The organism is Mumia xiangluensis, from assembly GCF_010994095.1.
Classification (GTDB): domain Bacteria; phylum Actinomycetota; class Actinomycetes; order Propionibacteriales; family Nocardioidaceae; genus Mumia; species Mumia xiangluensis.
This window is the reverse complement of record NZ_WJYO01000001.1, coordinates 1,245,884-1,259,933: the sequence shown is the minus strand read 5'-3', so window position 1 is coordinate 1,259,933 and position 14,050 is coordinate 1,245,884. Positions and strand designations below refer to the sequence as shown.

Annotated in this window: 17 protein-coding genes; 6 read left to right on the top strand and 11 right to left on the bottom strand. The window is 70.5% G+C overall.

Annotated features, from left to right (window positions below):
* Positions 1-20: 20 nt before the first annotated feature.
* Both GH747_RS05875 and ispF read left to right on the top strand, forming a co-directional pair.
* Positions 21-239, top strand: coding sequence for a hypothetical protein (locus tag GH747_RS05875; protein WP_149768555.1), 219 nt, complete (start codon positions 21-23; stop codon positions 237-239).
* A gap of 19 nt (positions 240-258) precedes the next feature.
* Positions 259-762 (top strand): 2-C-methyl-D-erythritol 2,4-cyclodiphosphate synthase, encoded by a 504-nt coding sequence (gene ispF, locus GH747_RS05870; protein ID WP_149768554.1) that lies wholly within the window; start codon positions 259-261, stop codon positions 760-762.
* Here the strand turns inward: ispF and nirD are convergent.
* Positions 746-1,099: a nitrite reductase small subunit NirD gene (gene nirD / locus GH747_RS05865; RefSeq protein ID WP_149768553.1), complete on the bottom strand. Its 354-nt coding sequence runs from the start codon at positions 1,097-1,099 to the stop codon at positions 746-748. The genes ispF and nirD overlap by 17 nt on opposite strands.
* Before the next feature lie 133 nt (positions 1,100-1,232).
* Positions 1,233-1,718 (bottom strand): CarD family transcriptional regulator, encoded by a 486-nt coding sequence (locus tag GH747_RS05860; protein ID WP_149768552.1) that lies wholly within the window; start codon positions 1,716-1,718, stop codon positions 1,233-1,235.
* Between the two features lie 252 nt (positions 1,719-1,970).
* Here GH747_RS05860 and GH747_RS05855 point away from each other — a divergent pair, with 252 nt between their 5' ends.
* On the top strand, positions 1,971-2,567 hold the full coding sequence (locus GH747_RS05855) for a hypothetical protein (protein WP_149768551.1): 597 nt from the start codon (positions 1,971-1,973) through the stop codon (positions 2,565-2,567).
* Positions 2,568-2,603: 36 nt separating this feature from the next.
* Here the strand turns inward: GH747_RS05855 and GH747_RS05850 are convergent, their stop codons facing one another.
* The 3 genes from GH747_RS05850 to GH747_RS05840 form a co-directional block, all read right to left on the bottom strand.
* Positions 2,604-3,401: a deoxyribonuclease IV gene (locus GH747_RS05850; protein WP_149768550.1), complete on the bottom strand. Its 798-nt coding sequence runs from the start codon at positions 3,399-3,401 to the stop codon at positions 2,604-2,606.
* Positions 3,402-3,532: 131 nt separating this feature from the next.
* Positions 3,533-4,213 (bottom strand): response regulator transcription factor, encoded by a 681-nt coding sequence (locus GH747_RS05845; protein WP_149768549.1) that lies wholly within the window; start codon positions 4,211-4,213, stop codon positions 3,533-3,535.
* Positions 4,210-5,409, bottom strand: a complete 1,200-nt coding sequence (locus GH747_RS05840) for a sensor histidine kinase (RefSeq protein WP_228552789.1) — start codon at positions 5,407-5,409, stop codon at positions 4,210-4,212. Before GH747_RS05840 ends, GH747_RS05845 begins: the two co-directional genes overlap by 4 nt.
* 132 nt (positions 5,410-5,541) lie before the next feature.
* Between GH747_RS05840 and phoU the strand changes: the two genes are divergently transcribed.
* Positions 5,542-6,189, top strand: a complete 648-nt coding sequence (phoU, locus tag GH747_RS05835) for a phosphate signaling complex protein PhoU (RefSeq protein ID WP_149768547.1) — start codon at positions 5,542-5,544, stop codon at positions 6,187-6,189.
* Positions 6,190-6,215: 26 nt separating this feature from the next.
* Here phoU and GH747_RS05830 read toward each other — a convergent pair whose 3' ends face one another.
* Positions 6,216-7,010, bottom strand: a complete 795-nt coding sequence (locus tag GH747_RS05830; protein WP_205602773.1) for a sulfite exporter TauE/SafE family protein — start codon at positions 7,008-7,010, stop codon at positions 6,216-6,218.
* Between the two features lie 18 nt (positions 7,011-7,028).
* Positions 7,029-7,778: a phosphoglyceromutase gene (locus tag GH747_RS05825; protein WP_149768545.1), complete on the bottom strand. Its 750-nt coding sequence runs from the start codon at positions 7,776-7,778 to the stop codon at positions 7,029-7,031.
* Positions 7,779-7,857: 79 nt separating this feature from the next.
* Here GH747_RS05825 and GH747_RS05820 point away from each other — a divergent pair, with 79 nt between their 5' ends.
* Positions 7,858-8,874, top strand: a complete 1,017-nt coding sequence (locus GH747_RS05820) for an NAD-dependent epimerase/dehydratase family protein (protein ID WP_149768544.1) — start codon at positions 7,858-7,860, stop codon at positions 8,872-8,874.
* A 1-nt stretch (position 8,875) separates the two neighbouring features.
* Here GH747_RS05820 and GH747_RS05815 read toward each other — a convergent pair whose 3' ends face one another.
* The 3 genes from GH747_RS05815 to mshA are packed head-to-tail and all read right to left on the bottom strand — an operon-like array spanning position 8,876 to position 11,487.
* Positions 8,876-9,592: a Clp protease N-terminal domain-containing protein gene (locus tag GH747_RS05815; protein WP_149768543.1), complete on the bottom strand. Its 717-nt coding sequence runs from the start codon at positions 9,590-9,592 to the stop codon at positions 8,876-8,878.
* 31 nt (positions 9,593-9,623) lie between these two features.
* Positions 9,624-10,154, bottom strand: coding sequence for a type III secretion system chaperone family protein (locus GH747_RS05810; protein ID WP_149768542.1), 531 nt, complete (start codon positions 10,152-10,154; stop codon positions 9,624-9,626).
* Between the two features lie 46 nt (positions 10,155-10,200).
* The gene (gene mshA, locus GH747_RS05805) at positions 10,201-11,487 is read right to left on the bottom strand and encodes a D-inositol-3-phosphate glycosyltransferase (RefSeq protein WP_456085351.1); all 1,287 of its coding nucleotides are present in this window, start codon (positions 11,485-11,487) and stop codon (positions 10,201-10,203) included.
* 104 nt (positions 11,488-11,591) lie between these two features.
* On the opposite strand from mshA, the gene GH747_RS05800 reads away from it, so the two are divergent.
* On the top strand, positions 11,592-12,329 hold the full coding sequence (locus tag GH747_RS05800; protein WP_149768724.1) for an SDR family NAD(P)-dependent oxidoreductase: 738 nt from the start codon (positions 11,592-11,594) through the stop codon (positions 12,327-12,329).
* Between the two features lie 36 nt (positions 12,330-12,365).
* Here GH747_RS05800 and GH747_RS05795 read toward each other — a convergent pair whose 3' ends face one another.
* On the bottom strand, positions 12,366-13,919 hold the full coding sequence (locus GH747_RS05795) for a DHA2 family efflux MFS transporter permease subunit (protein WP_149768540.1): 1,554 nt from the start codon (positions 13,917-13,919) through the stop codon (positions 12,366-12,368).
* Positions 13,920-14,050 lie beyond the last annotated feature (131 nt).

Sequence of the window (14,050 nt, the reverse complement as noted above, 5' to 3'; positions counted from 1 at the left end):
TTGCTGGGTAACGGGACGGCATGAACGAACAGGACAGGATCACCGCCATCCAGACCATCGTCGACCGGGTGAGCTCCTGGCAGGACGGCGCCACGGAAGGCACCGTCGAGGACGAGCTGCGGCGCGGCGCCGACGAGGTCGGCGTCGAGCTCGGCGAGGACGAGATCCGCCGGCTGGCCGACGTCATCCAGGACCGCCACCGCACCGTGTCGGCCGCCGAGGTGCTCGCGGGCGACTGACCCACGCGATGATGAGGGCATGGCCCCCTCTCCGATCCCCCGCGTCGGCACCGGCACCGACGTCCACGCGTACGACCCCGGACGACCGATGTGGTGCGCGGGGCTGCTGTGGCCCGACGAGCCTGCGGGCCTCGCCGGGCACTCCGACGCCGACGTCGTCGCGCACGCGGCCTGCGACGCCCTCCTCTCGGCCGCCGGACTGGGCGACCTCGGCAGCAACTACGGCACCGCGGACCCCCAGTGGTCGGGCGCGTCGGGCGTCGCGTTCCTGGTCGAGACCGCTCGCCGTGTGCGGGAGGCGGGATTCGAGATCGGCAACGTGGCCGTCCAGCTGATCGGCAACCGTCCGAAGATCGGCACCCGCCGCGAGGAGGCCGAGCGCGTCCTCACGGACGCGGTCCGGGCACCGGTGACGGTCTCGGGGACGACGACCGACGGCCTGGGCCTCACGGGCCGCGGAGAAGGTGCGGCGGCGATCGCGACGGCGCTGGTGCTGCCGCTGCCGGTCAGCCCCGGACGGTGATGCGGACCTCGACGAAGCCGTTGACGACGCGCACCGGGTAGGTCGCGATCCTCGTCATCGGGTCGTCGACGCACTGGCCGGTCGCGAAGTCGAACAGCTCACGCCCGGTCGGCGTCGCGAGCAGGGTCTGACCGTCCCGCTGGACGACGAGTCCGCGGGCCATCGTCTGAGTGCCGGAGTACGGATCTCGGTTGCCGACCGCGTGCAGCTCTCGCTCGCCGGTCTTGAACAGCGCAACCTGCTTGCCCCGGACCAGGGCGGAGACCCCGATGCCCACGACGAGCTCACCCGCGTCGCACACCTTGACCCAGGTCGCCACCCCGCTCGACGTCGCCATGCCGCGACCGTAAGCAGCACGCGTTTCGGTGCGGTTACGGCACGAAACAGAGGGGAAAACAAAACCGCGTACGACGACGCCGCCCCCGGTGGAGACCGGGGGCGGCGTCGATAGTCCTGGGACTACGAGGGGGTCAGGACGCCAACACCTCGTCGAGCAGCGTCTCAGCCTTGTCCTCGTTGGTGTTCTCGGCGAGCGCGAGCTCGGACACCAGGATCTGGCGTGCCTTGGCCAGCATCCGCTTCTCGCCCGCGGACAGACCGCGGTCACGCTCGCGGCGCCAGAGATCGCGGACGACCTCCGCCACCTTCATCACGTCACCCGAGTGCAGCTTCTCGAGGTTTGCCTTGTAGCGTCGCGACCAGTTGGTCGGCTCCTCCGTGTGCTCGGCCCGCAGCACCCCGAAGACCCGGTCCAGCCCGTCCTTGTCCACCACGTCACGCACACCGACCAGATCGAGGTTGCACGCCGGCACGCGTACGACCAGGTCGTTCTGGGCGACGATGCGGAGGACGAGGTACTGGCGTTCCTCACCCTTGATCGTCCGGACTTCGATGTCCTCGATGACCGCCGCACCGTGATTGGGGTAGACAACCGTTTCGCCAACAGTGAAAGTCATATGTCCATTGCCCTTTCTTAGGTGACTAGGATAACACGGCCCACAAGAGTGTCCTTTATCGTTTATGCAGGTCAGGGGCCAAATCGTGACTTGACAAAGTCCGATCTGAGTGGCACCCGCGGGCGCAAGGACGACCTCGTCGCACGCTCCACGCAGTCCGCAGATACGCTGTTGGGCGTCACCCGCATGCCGAAGCCGATCGCTTCGCGTGCGTCCGGGTGACCAGGTGATCTCAGAAGAAAGGGTCGGGCTGTGCTCTCTCGCTCCCGCCGTGCTCTCGTCGCTGTCATCGTCGGCGCCATCGCCGTCCTCGTCACGGGCTGCGGCACCGGCTTCAACGCACAGACCAGCGCGATCTACCAGGCGGGGATCGGCAGCAACGACCGCTCCGGCGACGTCGACATCCTCAACGCACTCTTCGTGAAGAACGAGGACGGCTCGGCGACACTGTCCGCCGGCCTCGTCAACCAGGCGCTCCAGACCGACCGCCTCGTCGGCGTCGAGGTCATGACCCGCGCAGGCACGCCGGTGGAGGTCACTTTCGACGACGCTGTCGCGCTCCCGATCCGCCGGCTCTACACGCTCGGCCTCAAGCCGTCGGTGGTCATCAGCGGCGAAGAGCTCTTCGCTGGCCAGTTCGTGACCGCGACGTTCACCTTCGCCAACGCCGGGCAGGTCCAGTTCCCGCTGCCGATCGTCACGCGCACCCCGATGTACGACGCCGTCGCGAAGCCCGCAGGCAGCGAGGAGACGACCGGCGACGTCACGGCCGAGGACGAGGCCGCTGAGGGTGACGCGGAGACCCACTCGGACGAGGGCGACACCACCGCAGAGCCCTCGTCGAACTGACTCGACCGCGCGTTTCGCGGGCCGTCACCCTGGGGACTACTGGCCCAGCTGGTCCCGCAGCCACGCGATGTCGTCGCCGGTCTTGTCGTCGGCGTGCGTCTCGATGATCACCGGTGCGCCGGCCGCTGCGACGATCTCGACCAGCTGCGCCGGCGGGATGGTCCCCTCGGTGAGGTGAGCGTGCCGGTCCGCGCCGGAGCCGAAGGCGTCCCGGCTGTTGTTGCAGTGCACGAGGTCGATGCGGCCGGTCACGGCCGTGATCCGGTCGACGATCCCTTCCAGCTCGATGCCGCCCGCCCAGGCGTGACAGGTGTCGAGGCAGAAGCCCCACGCGTCGCCTCCGCCCCCTGCCTGGATGGCCTCCCAGGTCCGCTCGATCCGCTCGAACCGTCGCGCCATCGAGAAGTCGCCTCCTGCGGTGTTCTCGAGGAGGACCGGGACCTTGGCGTCGATGGCCTCGACCGCCTTGCGCCAGTTGTCGAAGCCCTTGTCGAGGTCGTCCTCCGAGTCGACGTAGCCGCCGTGGAGGATCACCCCCTGCGCGCCGATCGCGTGCGCACCGTCGACCGCGTTCTGGACGAGCTTGCGGCTCGGGATGCGGACCCGGTTGTTCAGACTCGCCACGTTGAGGAGGTACGGGGCGTGCACGTAGAGCGGCAGGTCCCGGGCCGCGGCGTCGTCACGGAGCCCGTCCGCACCACCGGCGTACTCGTACTTCGGCCACTTCCAGCTCTGCGGGTTGCCCAGGAAGAGCTGGGCGACGTCCGCCCCGACACGCTCGACGTCGTCGAAGGGCTTCTCCTGGTCGACGTGGGTCCCGATCCGGGTCTTCATGCGATCAGCCTCATCCCGCCAGCCTAGGGCCCGCTGGTCGAGGCGCACGGATCCCCGCTGGTCGAGACACGCGGACTCCGCTGGTCGAGGCGCACGGATCCCCGCCGGTCGAGGCGCGAAGCGATCGAGACCTACGCGTCGTACTTGTATCCGAGCCCGCGGACCGTCACGAGCGTGGTCGGACGTGCGGGGTCCTGCTCGATCTTGGCGCGCAGACGCTTCACGTGGACGTCCAGCGTCTTGGTGTCACCGACGTAGTCCGAGCCCCAGACACGGTCGATGAGCTGCCCGCGGGTGAGGACCCGGCCGACGTTGCGGAGGAAGAGCTCCAGCAGCTCGAACTCCTTCAGCGGGAGGCGTACCTCGTCGCCTGCGACCGTGACGACGTGGCGGTCGACGTCCATCCGGACGCGTCCGACCTCGAGCGCGGAGTCGTCGGCGACCGCGTTGTCGGCGCCGCGGCGCAGAACCGCCCGGATGCGGGCGACCAGCTCGCGCGGGCTGTACGGCTTGGTGACGTAGTCGTCGGCCCCGAGCTCCAGGCCCACGACCTTGTCGACCTCGGAGTCCTTGGCGCTGACCATGATGACCGGCACCGAGGACGACGACCGGAGCTTGCGGCACACCTCGGTCCCGCTGATCCCGGGCAGCATGAGGTCGAGCAGGACGATGTCGGCGCCGCTGCGGTCGAACTCCTCGAGCGCGGCGTGCCCGTCGGTGGCGATCGCCACCTCGAACCCCTCCTTGCGCAGCACGTAGGAGAGCGCGTCGATGTAGCTCTCCTCGTCCTCGACGACGAGTACACGGGTCACGATCGGGCCTCCTGGGCGTGGACGGATGGGACCGTCGGCGGGGCGGGTTGGAGAGTCTCGAAGTCGTCGGGGTCGTGGGTCCGCGCGGCGGCCGGCAGGACCAGGGTGAACGACGATCCCTGGCCGGGCTCGCTCCAGACCTCGACCGACCCGGCGTGGCTCGCGGCGACGTGCTTGACGATCGACAGGCCGAGCCCGGTGCCGCCGGTGCTGCGTGCACGGGCCGGGTCGACCCGGTAGAAGCGCTCGAAGATGCGGTCGATCTCTGCCTGGGCGATGCCGATGCCCTGATCGCGGACGGCGATGCGGACCATGTCGTCGACGCGCGCCGCGTCGACGGTGACGCTGGTGCCGACCTCGGAGTACGCGATGGCGTTCTCGACGAGGTTGTTGACGGCCTGCAAGAGCTGCTCGGAGTCGCCGAGGACGTACATCTGGTCGTCGGAGCGCGTCGTCACCTCGATCCCGCGCACCTCGGCGTCCACCGCGTTGCGCTCTGCGGCGGTCGCGATGAGCCCCGCGACGTCGACCTCCTGAGGCTCGTCGACCAGCGAGTCGGCCTGGAGCCTGGAGAGCTCGATGATCTGCTGGACCAGGCGGGTGAGTCGCGCACCCTCGCGCTTCATCCGGCCGCTGAAGCGTACGACCGCCTCGGGGTCGTCGCGTGCCTCGCCCACAGCCTCGGCAAGGAGGTTCAAGGCACCCACCGGGGTCTTGAGCTCGTGGCTCACGTTGGCCACGAAGTCGCGGCGGATCATCTCGACCCGGCGCTCGGAGGTGCGGTCCTCCACGAGGACGAGCACGAGGCGCGAGGTCAGCGGGGCGACCCGCACGAGGACGTGGCGCTGGCCACCCCGACCGAACCCGAGGCCGATCTCCTGCTCGCGCACCTGACCGTCACGGCGTACCTGGTGCACCAGGTCGCGCAGCGTGGGGTGCTCCAGGCGCGTGTCCTGGAGGAGGCCCATCACGTGTGCCGGCGCGGAGGCCTTCACGACGCGATCGGCTGCGTCGACGATGACGGCGGACGAGCGCAGCACCGCGAGGACGGCTTCGGCGCCGGGCGGCACTTCGGGGTCTGGGCGCGCAGGAATGTCCTCCTGCTGACGCTCGCTGTAGCGCCACGCCCACACCACGCACGCCCCGATGAGCAGGCCGAGCGCGATGCCGAACGCGAACGCGATGTTCGGATCCACACCTCGATCGTACGCACGCCGCGACGCGCCGCCCGAATTCTCCGGCGACGGACAAGCGCCCATTCCCCCAGAGTTCACCACCCGTTCACCGCAGGTCGGGCGGCATTCACCCAGGCTCTCTAGGGTCCTAGCATGCGCGAGTTCTACGATGACCAGCTTGATGCCCTCGACGCCGACCTCGTGGCGATGACGACGGCGGTGCGGTTCTCGCTCGCGCGCGCGTCCGCCGCGCTGCTCGACGGAGACCTCGGTGCGGCGGAGATGGTGATCAGCGGCGATGCCGTGATCGACGCCGCGCGGGAGTCGTGCGAGAGTGACGCGATCTCGCTGATCGCGACCCAGCAGCCCGTGGCGACGGACCTTCGGCGCGTGGTCGCCGGGCTCCGGATCGCCGGCGACCTCGAGCGGATCGGCGACCTCGCCGTCCACATCGCCAAGCTCGCCCGCATGCGCATGCCTGACCCGGCTGTCCCGGATGCGGCCCGGCCGACGGTCGCAGAGATGGCGCGCGTCGCCGGCGGGATGCTCGAGTCCGTCGCCATCGTGCTCGGCACCCATGACCTCGACGCGGCCGCCGCGCTGCTGTCGGCCGACGACGAGATGGACGGCCTCTACCGCACGATGTTCCACCGGCTGCTCGGCGACAGCTGGACCGGCGGCGTCGAGGCCGCGGTCGACGTCGCCCTCCTCGCGCGCTACTACGAGCGCACGGGCGACCACGCGGTCTCGATCGCACGGCGGGTGTTCTACCAGGTCACCGGCGAGGTCCCGCACGTCTGACGCCCCGCCAGGGCGGCGGTCCGGGCTCAGCGCATCCCGAGGATGGTGTACAGCGCGATCAGGCCCAGGACGAGGATGCAGGCCCGCAGGAGCAGCGGCGGCAGTCGGCGACCGATGCCCGCGCCGACGGCCCCGCCGATCAGCGAGCCGACCGCGACCAGGCCGACGGCGGTCCAGTCCAGCTCATGGGCGCCACCGCCCCAGGTGGCGACCACGACGTACGTCGTCGCGGAGACCACGTTGACGCCCAGGACGAGGACGTTCTTGAGCGCGTTCATCCGCTGGAGCGCCAGCGGGACGAGCAGCCCGAGGATGCCCATGAGCAGGATCCCCTGCGCAGCGGCGAAGTAGCCGCCGTAGATCCCGCAGAGGAACACCGTCGCGAGCAGCGCCGCGCTCCGCGGGGCGCTCATCGTGTCGAGGGTGACGGCCGCGGCCCCGCTCGCCTCGCGGCGCGCGTTGAGCCACTTCTGGAGCGGCGGCTGCACCACGACCAGGATCAGCGCGAGCACCAGCAGGACCGGCACGACGGCGATGAAGGCGTCCTCCGGCAGGTGGAGCAGGAGGTACGCACCGACCAGGGAGCCGAGCAGCGACGCCGGGAGCAGCCGCTTCACCAGGAACCCCTGGCCGGCCAGCTCGCGCCGGTAGCCGAACGACCCGCTGATGTTGCCCGGCACGAGCCCCACGGCGTTGCTCATCGTCGCCGTGACGGGTGGCACGCCGAACGCGACCAGCGTGGGGAACGTGATCAGCGTGCCCGACCCGACGATCGTGTTGATGACGCCGGCGCCGACCCCCGCGAGGAGGACGAGCGCCATCTCCACCGGGCTCAGGTGTCAGCGCCCCTGGTTCGCGACGGCCTCCGCGGCAGCGCGCGCAGCCTCTGGATCGAGGTAGCGCCCGCCCGGCGTCACGGGGCGCAGCGCGTCGTCGAGCTCGTAGTGCAGCGGCATGCCGGTGGGGATGTTGAGCCCGACGACAGCCTCCTCGGACATGCCGTCGAGGTGCTTCACGAGGGCGCGCAGCGAGTTGCCGTGCGCAGCGACGAGGACCGTACGGCCGACACGCAGGTCGGGGACGATCGCGTCGTACCAGTACGGGAGGAAGCGGTCGAGCACGTTCGCCAGTGCCTCCGTACGGGGGCGCACCTCCGGCGGGAGGTCGGCGTACCGGACGTCGTTGAACTGGCTGAACTCGGAGTCGGCGTCCAGCGGCGGCGGCGGCACGTCGTACGAGCGTCGCCACTGCATGAACTGCTCCTCGCCGTACTCCTCGAGGGTGGCCTTCTTGTCCTTGCCCTGGAGCGCACCGTAGTGGCGCTCATTGAGCCGCCAGGAGCGGCGGACCGGGATCCAGTGGCGGTCGATGCCGTCGAGCGCGATCTGCGCCGTACGGATGGCGCGGCGCAGGAGCGAGGTGTGCACGACGTCCGGGAGCAGTCCGGCGTCGGCGAGCAGCGGCGCGGCGGCAGCGGCCTCGGCCTCGCCCTTCGCGGTGAGGTCGACGTCGACCCATCCGGTGAAGAGGTTCTTCTGGTTCCAGTCGCTCTCGCCGTGGCGGAGGAGGACGAGGTTGTACGTGCTCATGCCGCTCAGCCTAACCACGCCGGTTCCGCCCCGAGCAGAAGGCCTTGTGGGCGAGACGCGGCGCCAGGAGGGTGAGGACATGCGCCTCCTCGTCCTCGGCGGAACCCACCACGTCGGCCGCGCGGCCGTCGAGATCGCCCTCGCTCGCGGTCACGACGTGACCACCGTGACGCGCGGGACCAGCGGCACGCCGGCCTCCGGCGTCGACGGGCGGTTCGCCGACCGACGTGACCACCCCGCGCTCACCCAGGTCCTCGGCGGCGACACCTGGGACGCGGTGCTCGACACCTGGTCCGAGGAACCTGCGGTGGTCCGTGACTCGGCACGCCTGCTGAGCGACCGGGTCGCGCACTACGGTTACGTGTCGAGTCGCTCGGTGTACACCTGGCCGATCCGTCCTGGTGCGGACGAGAGCGCCCCGGTGGTCGACGGCGATCCGGACAGCCGTTCGGCCGACGACTACGCGGCGGCCAAGCGCGGCGCCGAGATCGCCGTCCTCGACGCGTACGACGAACGTGCCCTCGTCGCCCGCGCCGGACTCGTGATCGGCCCGTACGAGGTCGTCGGCCGCCTTCCCTGGTGGCTGCGCCGCGTCGCCGGCGGCGGCGACGTGATCGCGCCGGGTCCGCCGGGGCGCCCGCTGCAGTACGTCGACGGCCGCGACCTCGCCGGATGGATGCTCGACCGGGCCGAGCTCGCCGTACGAGGTGGTGCCGGAGGCGGCACGTACGACGCGGTGAGCGCACCCGGGCACACGACGATCGGCGCTCTGCTCGCGGCGTGCATCAGCGCGACCGGTGCTGACGCCAGGCTGGTGTGGGCGTCGCCCGAGGTGCTCGCCGCAGAGGGCGTGACGGGATGGAGCGACCTGCCGATCTGGGTTCCGCCGACCGGCGACCTCGCCGGCCTCCACGAGGGCGACACGTCGGCCGCTCGAGCAGCGGGCCTTCGGTGCCGTCCCCTGGAGGAGACCGTCTCCGACACGTGGTCGTGGCTGGAGGACGAGGGCGCGGGCGCTCCACCCCACCCGGAGCGCGGACCGCTCGGGATCGACGCCGAGACGGAGGGCCGGATCCTCGCCCGCGTCCGAGGCTGAGTCAGCGCGCCGCGCTCGTCCGAAGGAGCGCGTCGACCGCCGCCGGATCCGCCCCGGCGGTCGCGAGGGCGTCGGCGACGGCGGCGTCGTCGAGGAGGGCCAGGAGAACGTGCTCGGTCCCGACCTGGGCGGCGTCGAGCCGCTGGGCGTGGGCGAAGGTCGCCTCGAGCGCGCGGCGTGCGCCGTCGTCGAACGGGATCAGCGCAGGCACCACGGCGACCGGTTCTGGCAGCGTCGCCACGAGTGCGTTCCGGAGCGCGTCGGCGTCAGCCTGCGCGGTGAGCACCTGCGTCGCCGTCGCGTCGGACTGGCGGAGCAGGCCGAGAGCGAGGTGGGCAGGGCGGATGTGGTCGTGGCCGGCTGCGTGCGCCTCCTCCTGGGAACCGACGACCACCTGCCGCGCCTCGGCGGTGAACTGGCTGAACCCGCCGGCCGGGTCGGGGGCGGACTGCTCGGGCTCGCGCGGCTTCGCGACGAATCGCTTCTGCGCGGCCTGCTTGGTGACGCCCATGCTCTGGCCGATCTGGGACCACGAGGCTCCGGTTCGGCGGGCCTGGTCGACGAAGTGGCCGATGAGACTGTCGGCCATCTCCCCCAGAGCCTCGGACGCGACGACTGCGCTCGCGAGCTGGTCGAGCGGGTCGTCGTACCCCTTCTTGACGGCGTCGATGAGGTCGTCGAGTCGGAGGGGGAGCTGCGTACGCGGGGTCTCGGTCATGCGTCAACCTTAGGTTGACGATGACGACCCGTCAACCTTGAGTTGACTCCTTGTTCAGGAGATGACGGAACGCCTCGAGGTTGCGGGTCGACTCCCCGCGCGAGATCCGCCACTCCCACTCCTTGCGGATGGAGGTCGCGAACCCGAGCTCGAGGATCGTGTTGAACGAGTCGTCCGCATACGTCAGCACCGACCCCAAGATGCGGTCGACCTCGTCCTCAGTGACCGCGTGCAGCGGCATCCGGCCGTCGAGATAGATGTCGCCCGCGCTGTCGACCGCGAACGACACCGCGTACATCCGCAGGTTGCGCTCGAGGAGCCAGCGATAGACGGCCTCGTGGTTCTCGTCGGGGCGCCGCGCGACGAAGGCGTGGATCCCCAGCGCGTGGTCACCGACCTCGAGACGGCACGTCGTCTGCAGCTTGCGCGTCCCGGGGATCGTCACCTCGAAGACGCCCGGCCGGAACTCGACGTGCTCGAGCTCGGCGGCAGAGAGCGCGCTCCGGATGGCAGCAGCGGCCGACCACGGCTCCCCGCCCTCGTCGACAAGTGCACGTGCCACGACGACCTCCTCTGGGCTACTGCCCGACCGCGGTCGGGCCTCTGGGCTACTGCCCGACTGCGGTCGGGAGCGAGCGCACCGCGGCGATCGCCTCCTCGGCGACCGCTCTCTCGTACACGGCGAGCGTACGCTCGGCGGTCGCGTCCCACCCGAAGCGCCCGGCGTGGCACACCGCGGCGGTGCGCATCGACGCGTGCAGGCCGGGCTGGTCGAGGACCTGCGCGAACGCCGCGGCGTAGTCGGCAGGGTCGTGCCCGTCGACGAGCATCCCCGTCACGCCGTCGTGGACCGCCGTGGCGAGGCCGCCCACCTTCGCCGCCACCACCGGCGTACCGCAGGCCTGCGCCTCGAGGGCGACCAGCCCGAACGACTCGTTGTAGGACGGGACGCACACGATCGACGCGGCGGCGTACCAGAGCGCGAGGCGGTCCTGCGCCACCGGCGGGACGAACCGGACCCGGTCCGAGATGCCCAGGGAGGCGGCGAGCTCGACCAGCGCGGTCGGGCGGTCGAGACCACTGCCCGACGGGCCACCGACCACGGCCACCACCGTACGGTCGCGACGGGCGCCCGCCATCAGCTGCGCCGCAGCCTCGAGAACCACGTCCGGAGCCTTGAGCGGCTGGATGCGACCGGCGAACAGGATGACGTCGGCGTCGAGCGGAAGGCCGAGCGCTGCTCGGGCAGCGCACTGGTCGCTCGGACGAAAGCGGTCGAGGTCCACACCGGGGTGGACCACGTCGACACGATCAGGATCGGCGCCGTAGAGGCCGACCAGCTGGGCGGCCTCGTCGGCGGTGTTGGCGATGAGCCTGTCGGCGACCTCGACCAGCTCCTGCTCGCCAGCGACGCGACCGGCCGGCTCGGCGGCGTCGCCCGCGGCGAGGTTCGCGTTCTTGACCTTCGCCATCGTGTGCATGGAGTGGACCAGCGGCACGCCCCACCGGTCCGCGGCTACCTGCCCGACCTGGCCGGAGAGCCAGTAGTGCGAGTGGACCGCATCGAACCATCCGACGGGACGCGCGGCCTCCGCACGGAGCACGTCACGGACGAACGTGCACATCTGCGCCGGGAGATCCTCCTTGCCGAGGCCCTCGAACGGCCCGGCGGGCACGTGGCGGACGAGGACCCCGGGCAGCGCCTCCACGATCGAGGGCTGCTCCGAGGAGGTGGCGCGCGTGAAGATCTCGACCTCGACCGAGCGCGCAGCAAGACGTCGCGCAAGCTCAAGCACGTACACGTTCATCCCGCCGGCATCCCCGTTGCCGGGCTGCTCGAGCGGGGACGTGTGCGCGGAGAGCATGGCGATGCGGCGCACGTCGGGGGAGATCACGGCGTCCATCCTAGGCAGGCGCTCCAGAACGTGACCGGGACCACCTACGGGTGCGCAGCAGGCGTCGTGACAGCATCGACAGCATGCACGAGCCCACTGACAACATCCGGCGTACGGCCGTGGTGACCGGAGCCAGCAGCGGCATCGGCGCCGCCACCGCGCGCCGCCTCGCGGCCGATGGCTTCCACGTGGTCTGCGCCGCCCGCCGCGCGGACCGCGTCGAGGCCATTGCTGCGGAGATCGGCGGCACCGCCGTCGTGTGCGACGTGACCGACCAGACCTCCGTCGACGGGCTCGCCGCCGCGGCCGGTCCCGAGGTCGCGGTCCTCGTCAACAACGCCGGCGGCGCCGTCGGTCAGGAGCCGATCGAGCAGACCGACCCGGCGGCCTGGCAGCAGATGTACGACTCCAACGTCATCGGCACCCTGCGCGTCACGAAGGCCCTCCTCCCCGCACTGCGGGCGAGCGGGGCCGGCACGGTCCTCAACGTAGGCTCCATCGCAGGTCACCTCGCGTACGAGGGTGGTGCCGGCTACACCGCCGCCAAGCACGGCGTCGCGATGATCACCGAGACCCTGCGCCTCGAGCTCAACGGCGAGCCCGTCCGGGTCACCGAGATCGCACCGGGGATGGTGCAGACCGACGAGTTCTCGCTCGTCCGGTTCGGTGGCGACCAGACGCGGGCCGAGGCCGTGTACAGCGGAGTGGCAGAACCGCTCACCGCTGACGACATCGCGGACGCGATCAGCTGGATGGTCACCCGCCCGCAGCACGTCAACATCGACCTCATGGTGGTCAAGCCGATCGCGCAGGCCGCACCGTGGAAGGTCGCCCGCGACTGACGCCGGCGGCGAGGCCCGCACGGGCCGAGTAGCCGCTCAGTGCATGGGCGGCGGGGCTGCGACCTCCGTGTCCTCGGGCACCTCCTCCTGGCGCCGCGGCAGCATCGCCACCGGGATGAGCGTGAGGAGCATGAGCACGAGCGCCACCCAGAACGTGTTCGCGAACGCCTGTGCCGCATCGGCGAGCAACCCGTCCACGACGTCCTGTCCGCCGATCTGCGGGATGATCTCCCGCTGCTGCCAGCTCCCGACCACCGCGTACCAGAGCCTCTCCGCCGGCAGCCAGTTCGTCAGCAGCACCGACATCACGGCGACGCCGACCGACGACGCGATCTGCTGGTTGATGTTGATCAGCGTGGTGCCGCGCGCGATCTCGTGCGGCCGCAGCGACCGCAGCGCCGACGTGAACATCGGCATCATCGTCGCGCCCATCCCGAGGCCCATCACGAACAGCGCGATCTCGATCGTCCAGTAGCTGGTCGTCGCGGTGAGCTGCGTCAGCGGCAGCATGCCGACCACGATGCCGAGAATTCCGAACGGGACGATGCGGCCGATCGGGACGTGGTCCACCAACCTGCCGGCGATCGGCATCGTGACCATGGCACCGATGCCCTGCGCTGCCATCAGGAGGCCGGCATCGAGCGTCGACTCGCCGCGGACCTGCTGGAAGTAGGTCGGGACGAGCAGCAGGCTGCCGAAGAACGCTGACACGAACAGGAACATGATGATCACCGCGAGGGCGATGTCACGGTTGCGGAACAGTCGCAGGTCGAGCAACGGGTGCTCGGGGCGGAACGAGTGCCAGACGAAGGCGAGCATCAGCACCCCGCCGACGAGCATCGAGACCCACACCCGCGGATCGGCGAGCGTCCCCTTCTCGGGGATCGAGGAGACACCGAAGAGGAACAGCGCCAGGCCCGGGGACAGCAGCAGCATCCCGAGGAAGTCGAACGACTCCGAAGGCTCCGGACGGTCGCCGGGGAGCGCGAGCCACGCGTAGACGATCGTCGCGATGCCGATCGGCAGGTTGATCAGGAAGATCCAGTGCCAGCTGGCGTCCTCGATCAGCCAGCCACCGATGATCGGGCCCATGATCGGGCCGAGCAGCATCGGGATCCCCATCACCGCCATCAGGCGGCCCATCCGCTTCGGGCCTGCCGCGCGGGTCATGATCGTCATGCCGAGCGGCATGATCATGCCGCCGCCGAGACCCTGCAGGACCCGGTAGGCGATCAGCGTGTTGATGCTCTCCGCGGTCGCGCACAGCACCGACCCGGCGGTGAACAGGGCGATCGCCACGATGAAGAGCCGTTTGGTGCCGAAGCGGTCCGCTGCCCATCCGGTCAACGGGATGACGGTCGCGAGTGCCAGCGTGTAGGCAGTGACGGTCCACGCCACGTGGGAGTACGCGAGCGGGTCCGCCGCCGAGCCGAACTCCTCCTGGAACGTCGGGAGCGCGACGTTGACGACCGTGATGTCGAGGATCGACATGATCACGCCGAGGATGACCACGCCGGCGATCTTGAGTACGGCGGCGTCGATCTCGTCCGGGTACTCCGGGTGCTGAGAAGTCTGCTGTGTGTCGGCCATGAGGCCAGCCTTCCTGCCTGCTCGGCACCCCCCTGGTGCCCACCGTCCACCATGACCCCATCCACCGACAGATGTCACCGCAATATGCCGTCAGCGAACGCGAGACCCACGTCACATGCGCCGCACGAACG

Excerpts from the sequence above, each read along its gene's own strand:
- GH747_RS05825 (WP_149768545.1), bottom strand. The coding sequence starts at position 7,778 with ATGAGCACGTACAACCTCGTCCTCCTCCGCCACGGCGAGAGCGACTGG.
- GH747_RS05815 (WP_149768543.1), bottom strand. The coding sequence starts at position 9,592 with ATGACCGAGACCCCGCGTACGCAGCTCCCCCTCCGACTCGACGACCTC.
- GH747_RS05830 (WP_205602773.1), bottom strand. The coding sequence starts at position 7,010 with ATGGCGCTCGTCCTCCTCGCGGGGGTCGGCGCCGGCGTCATCAACACG.
- phoU (WP_149768547.1), top strand. The coding sequence starts at position 5,542 with ATGCGCGAGTTCTACGATGACCAGCTTGATGCCCTCGACGCCGACCTC.
- nirD (WP_149768553.1), bottom strand. The coding sequence starts at position 1,099 with ATGGCGACGTCGAGCGGGGTGGCGACCTGGGTCAAGGTGTGCGACGCG.
- GH747_RS05820 (WP_149768544.1), top strand. The coding sequence starts at position 7,858 with ATGCGCCTCCTCGTCCTCGGCGGAACCCACCACGTCGGCCGCGCGGCC.
- GH747_RS05795 (WP_149768540.1), bottom strand. The coding sequence starts at position 13,919 with ATGGCCGACACACAGCAGACTTCTCAGCACCCGGAGTACCCGGACGAG.
- GH747_RS05860 (WP_149768552.1), bottom strand. The coding sequence starts at position 1,718 with ATGACTTTCACTGTTGGCGAAACGGTTGTCTACCCCAATCACGGTGCG.
- GH747_RS05850 (WP_149768550.1), bottom strand. The coding sequence starts at position 3,401 with ATGAAGACCCGGATCGGGACCCACGTCGACCAGGAGAAGCCCTTCGAC.
- GH747_RS05875 (WP_149768555.1), top strand. The coding sequence starts at position 21 with ATGAACGAACAGGACAGGATCACCGCCATCCAGACCATCGTCGACCGG.
- ispF (WP_149768554.1), top strand. The coding sequence starts at position 259 with ATGGCCCCCTCTCCGATCCCCCGCGTCGGCACCGGCACCGACGTCCAC.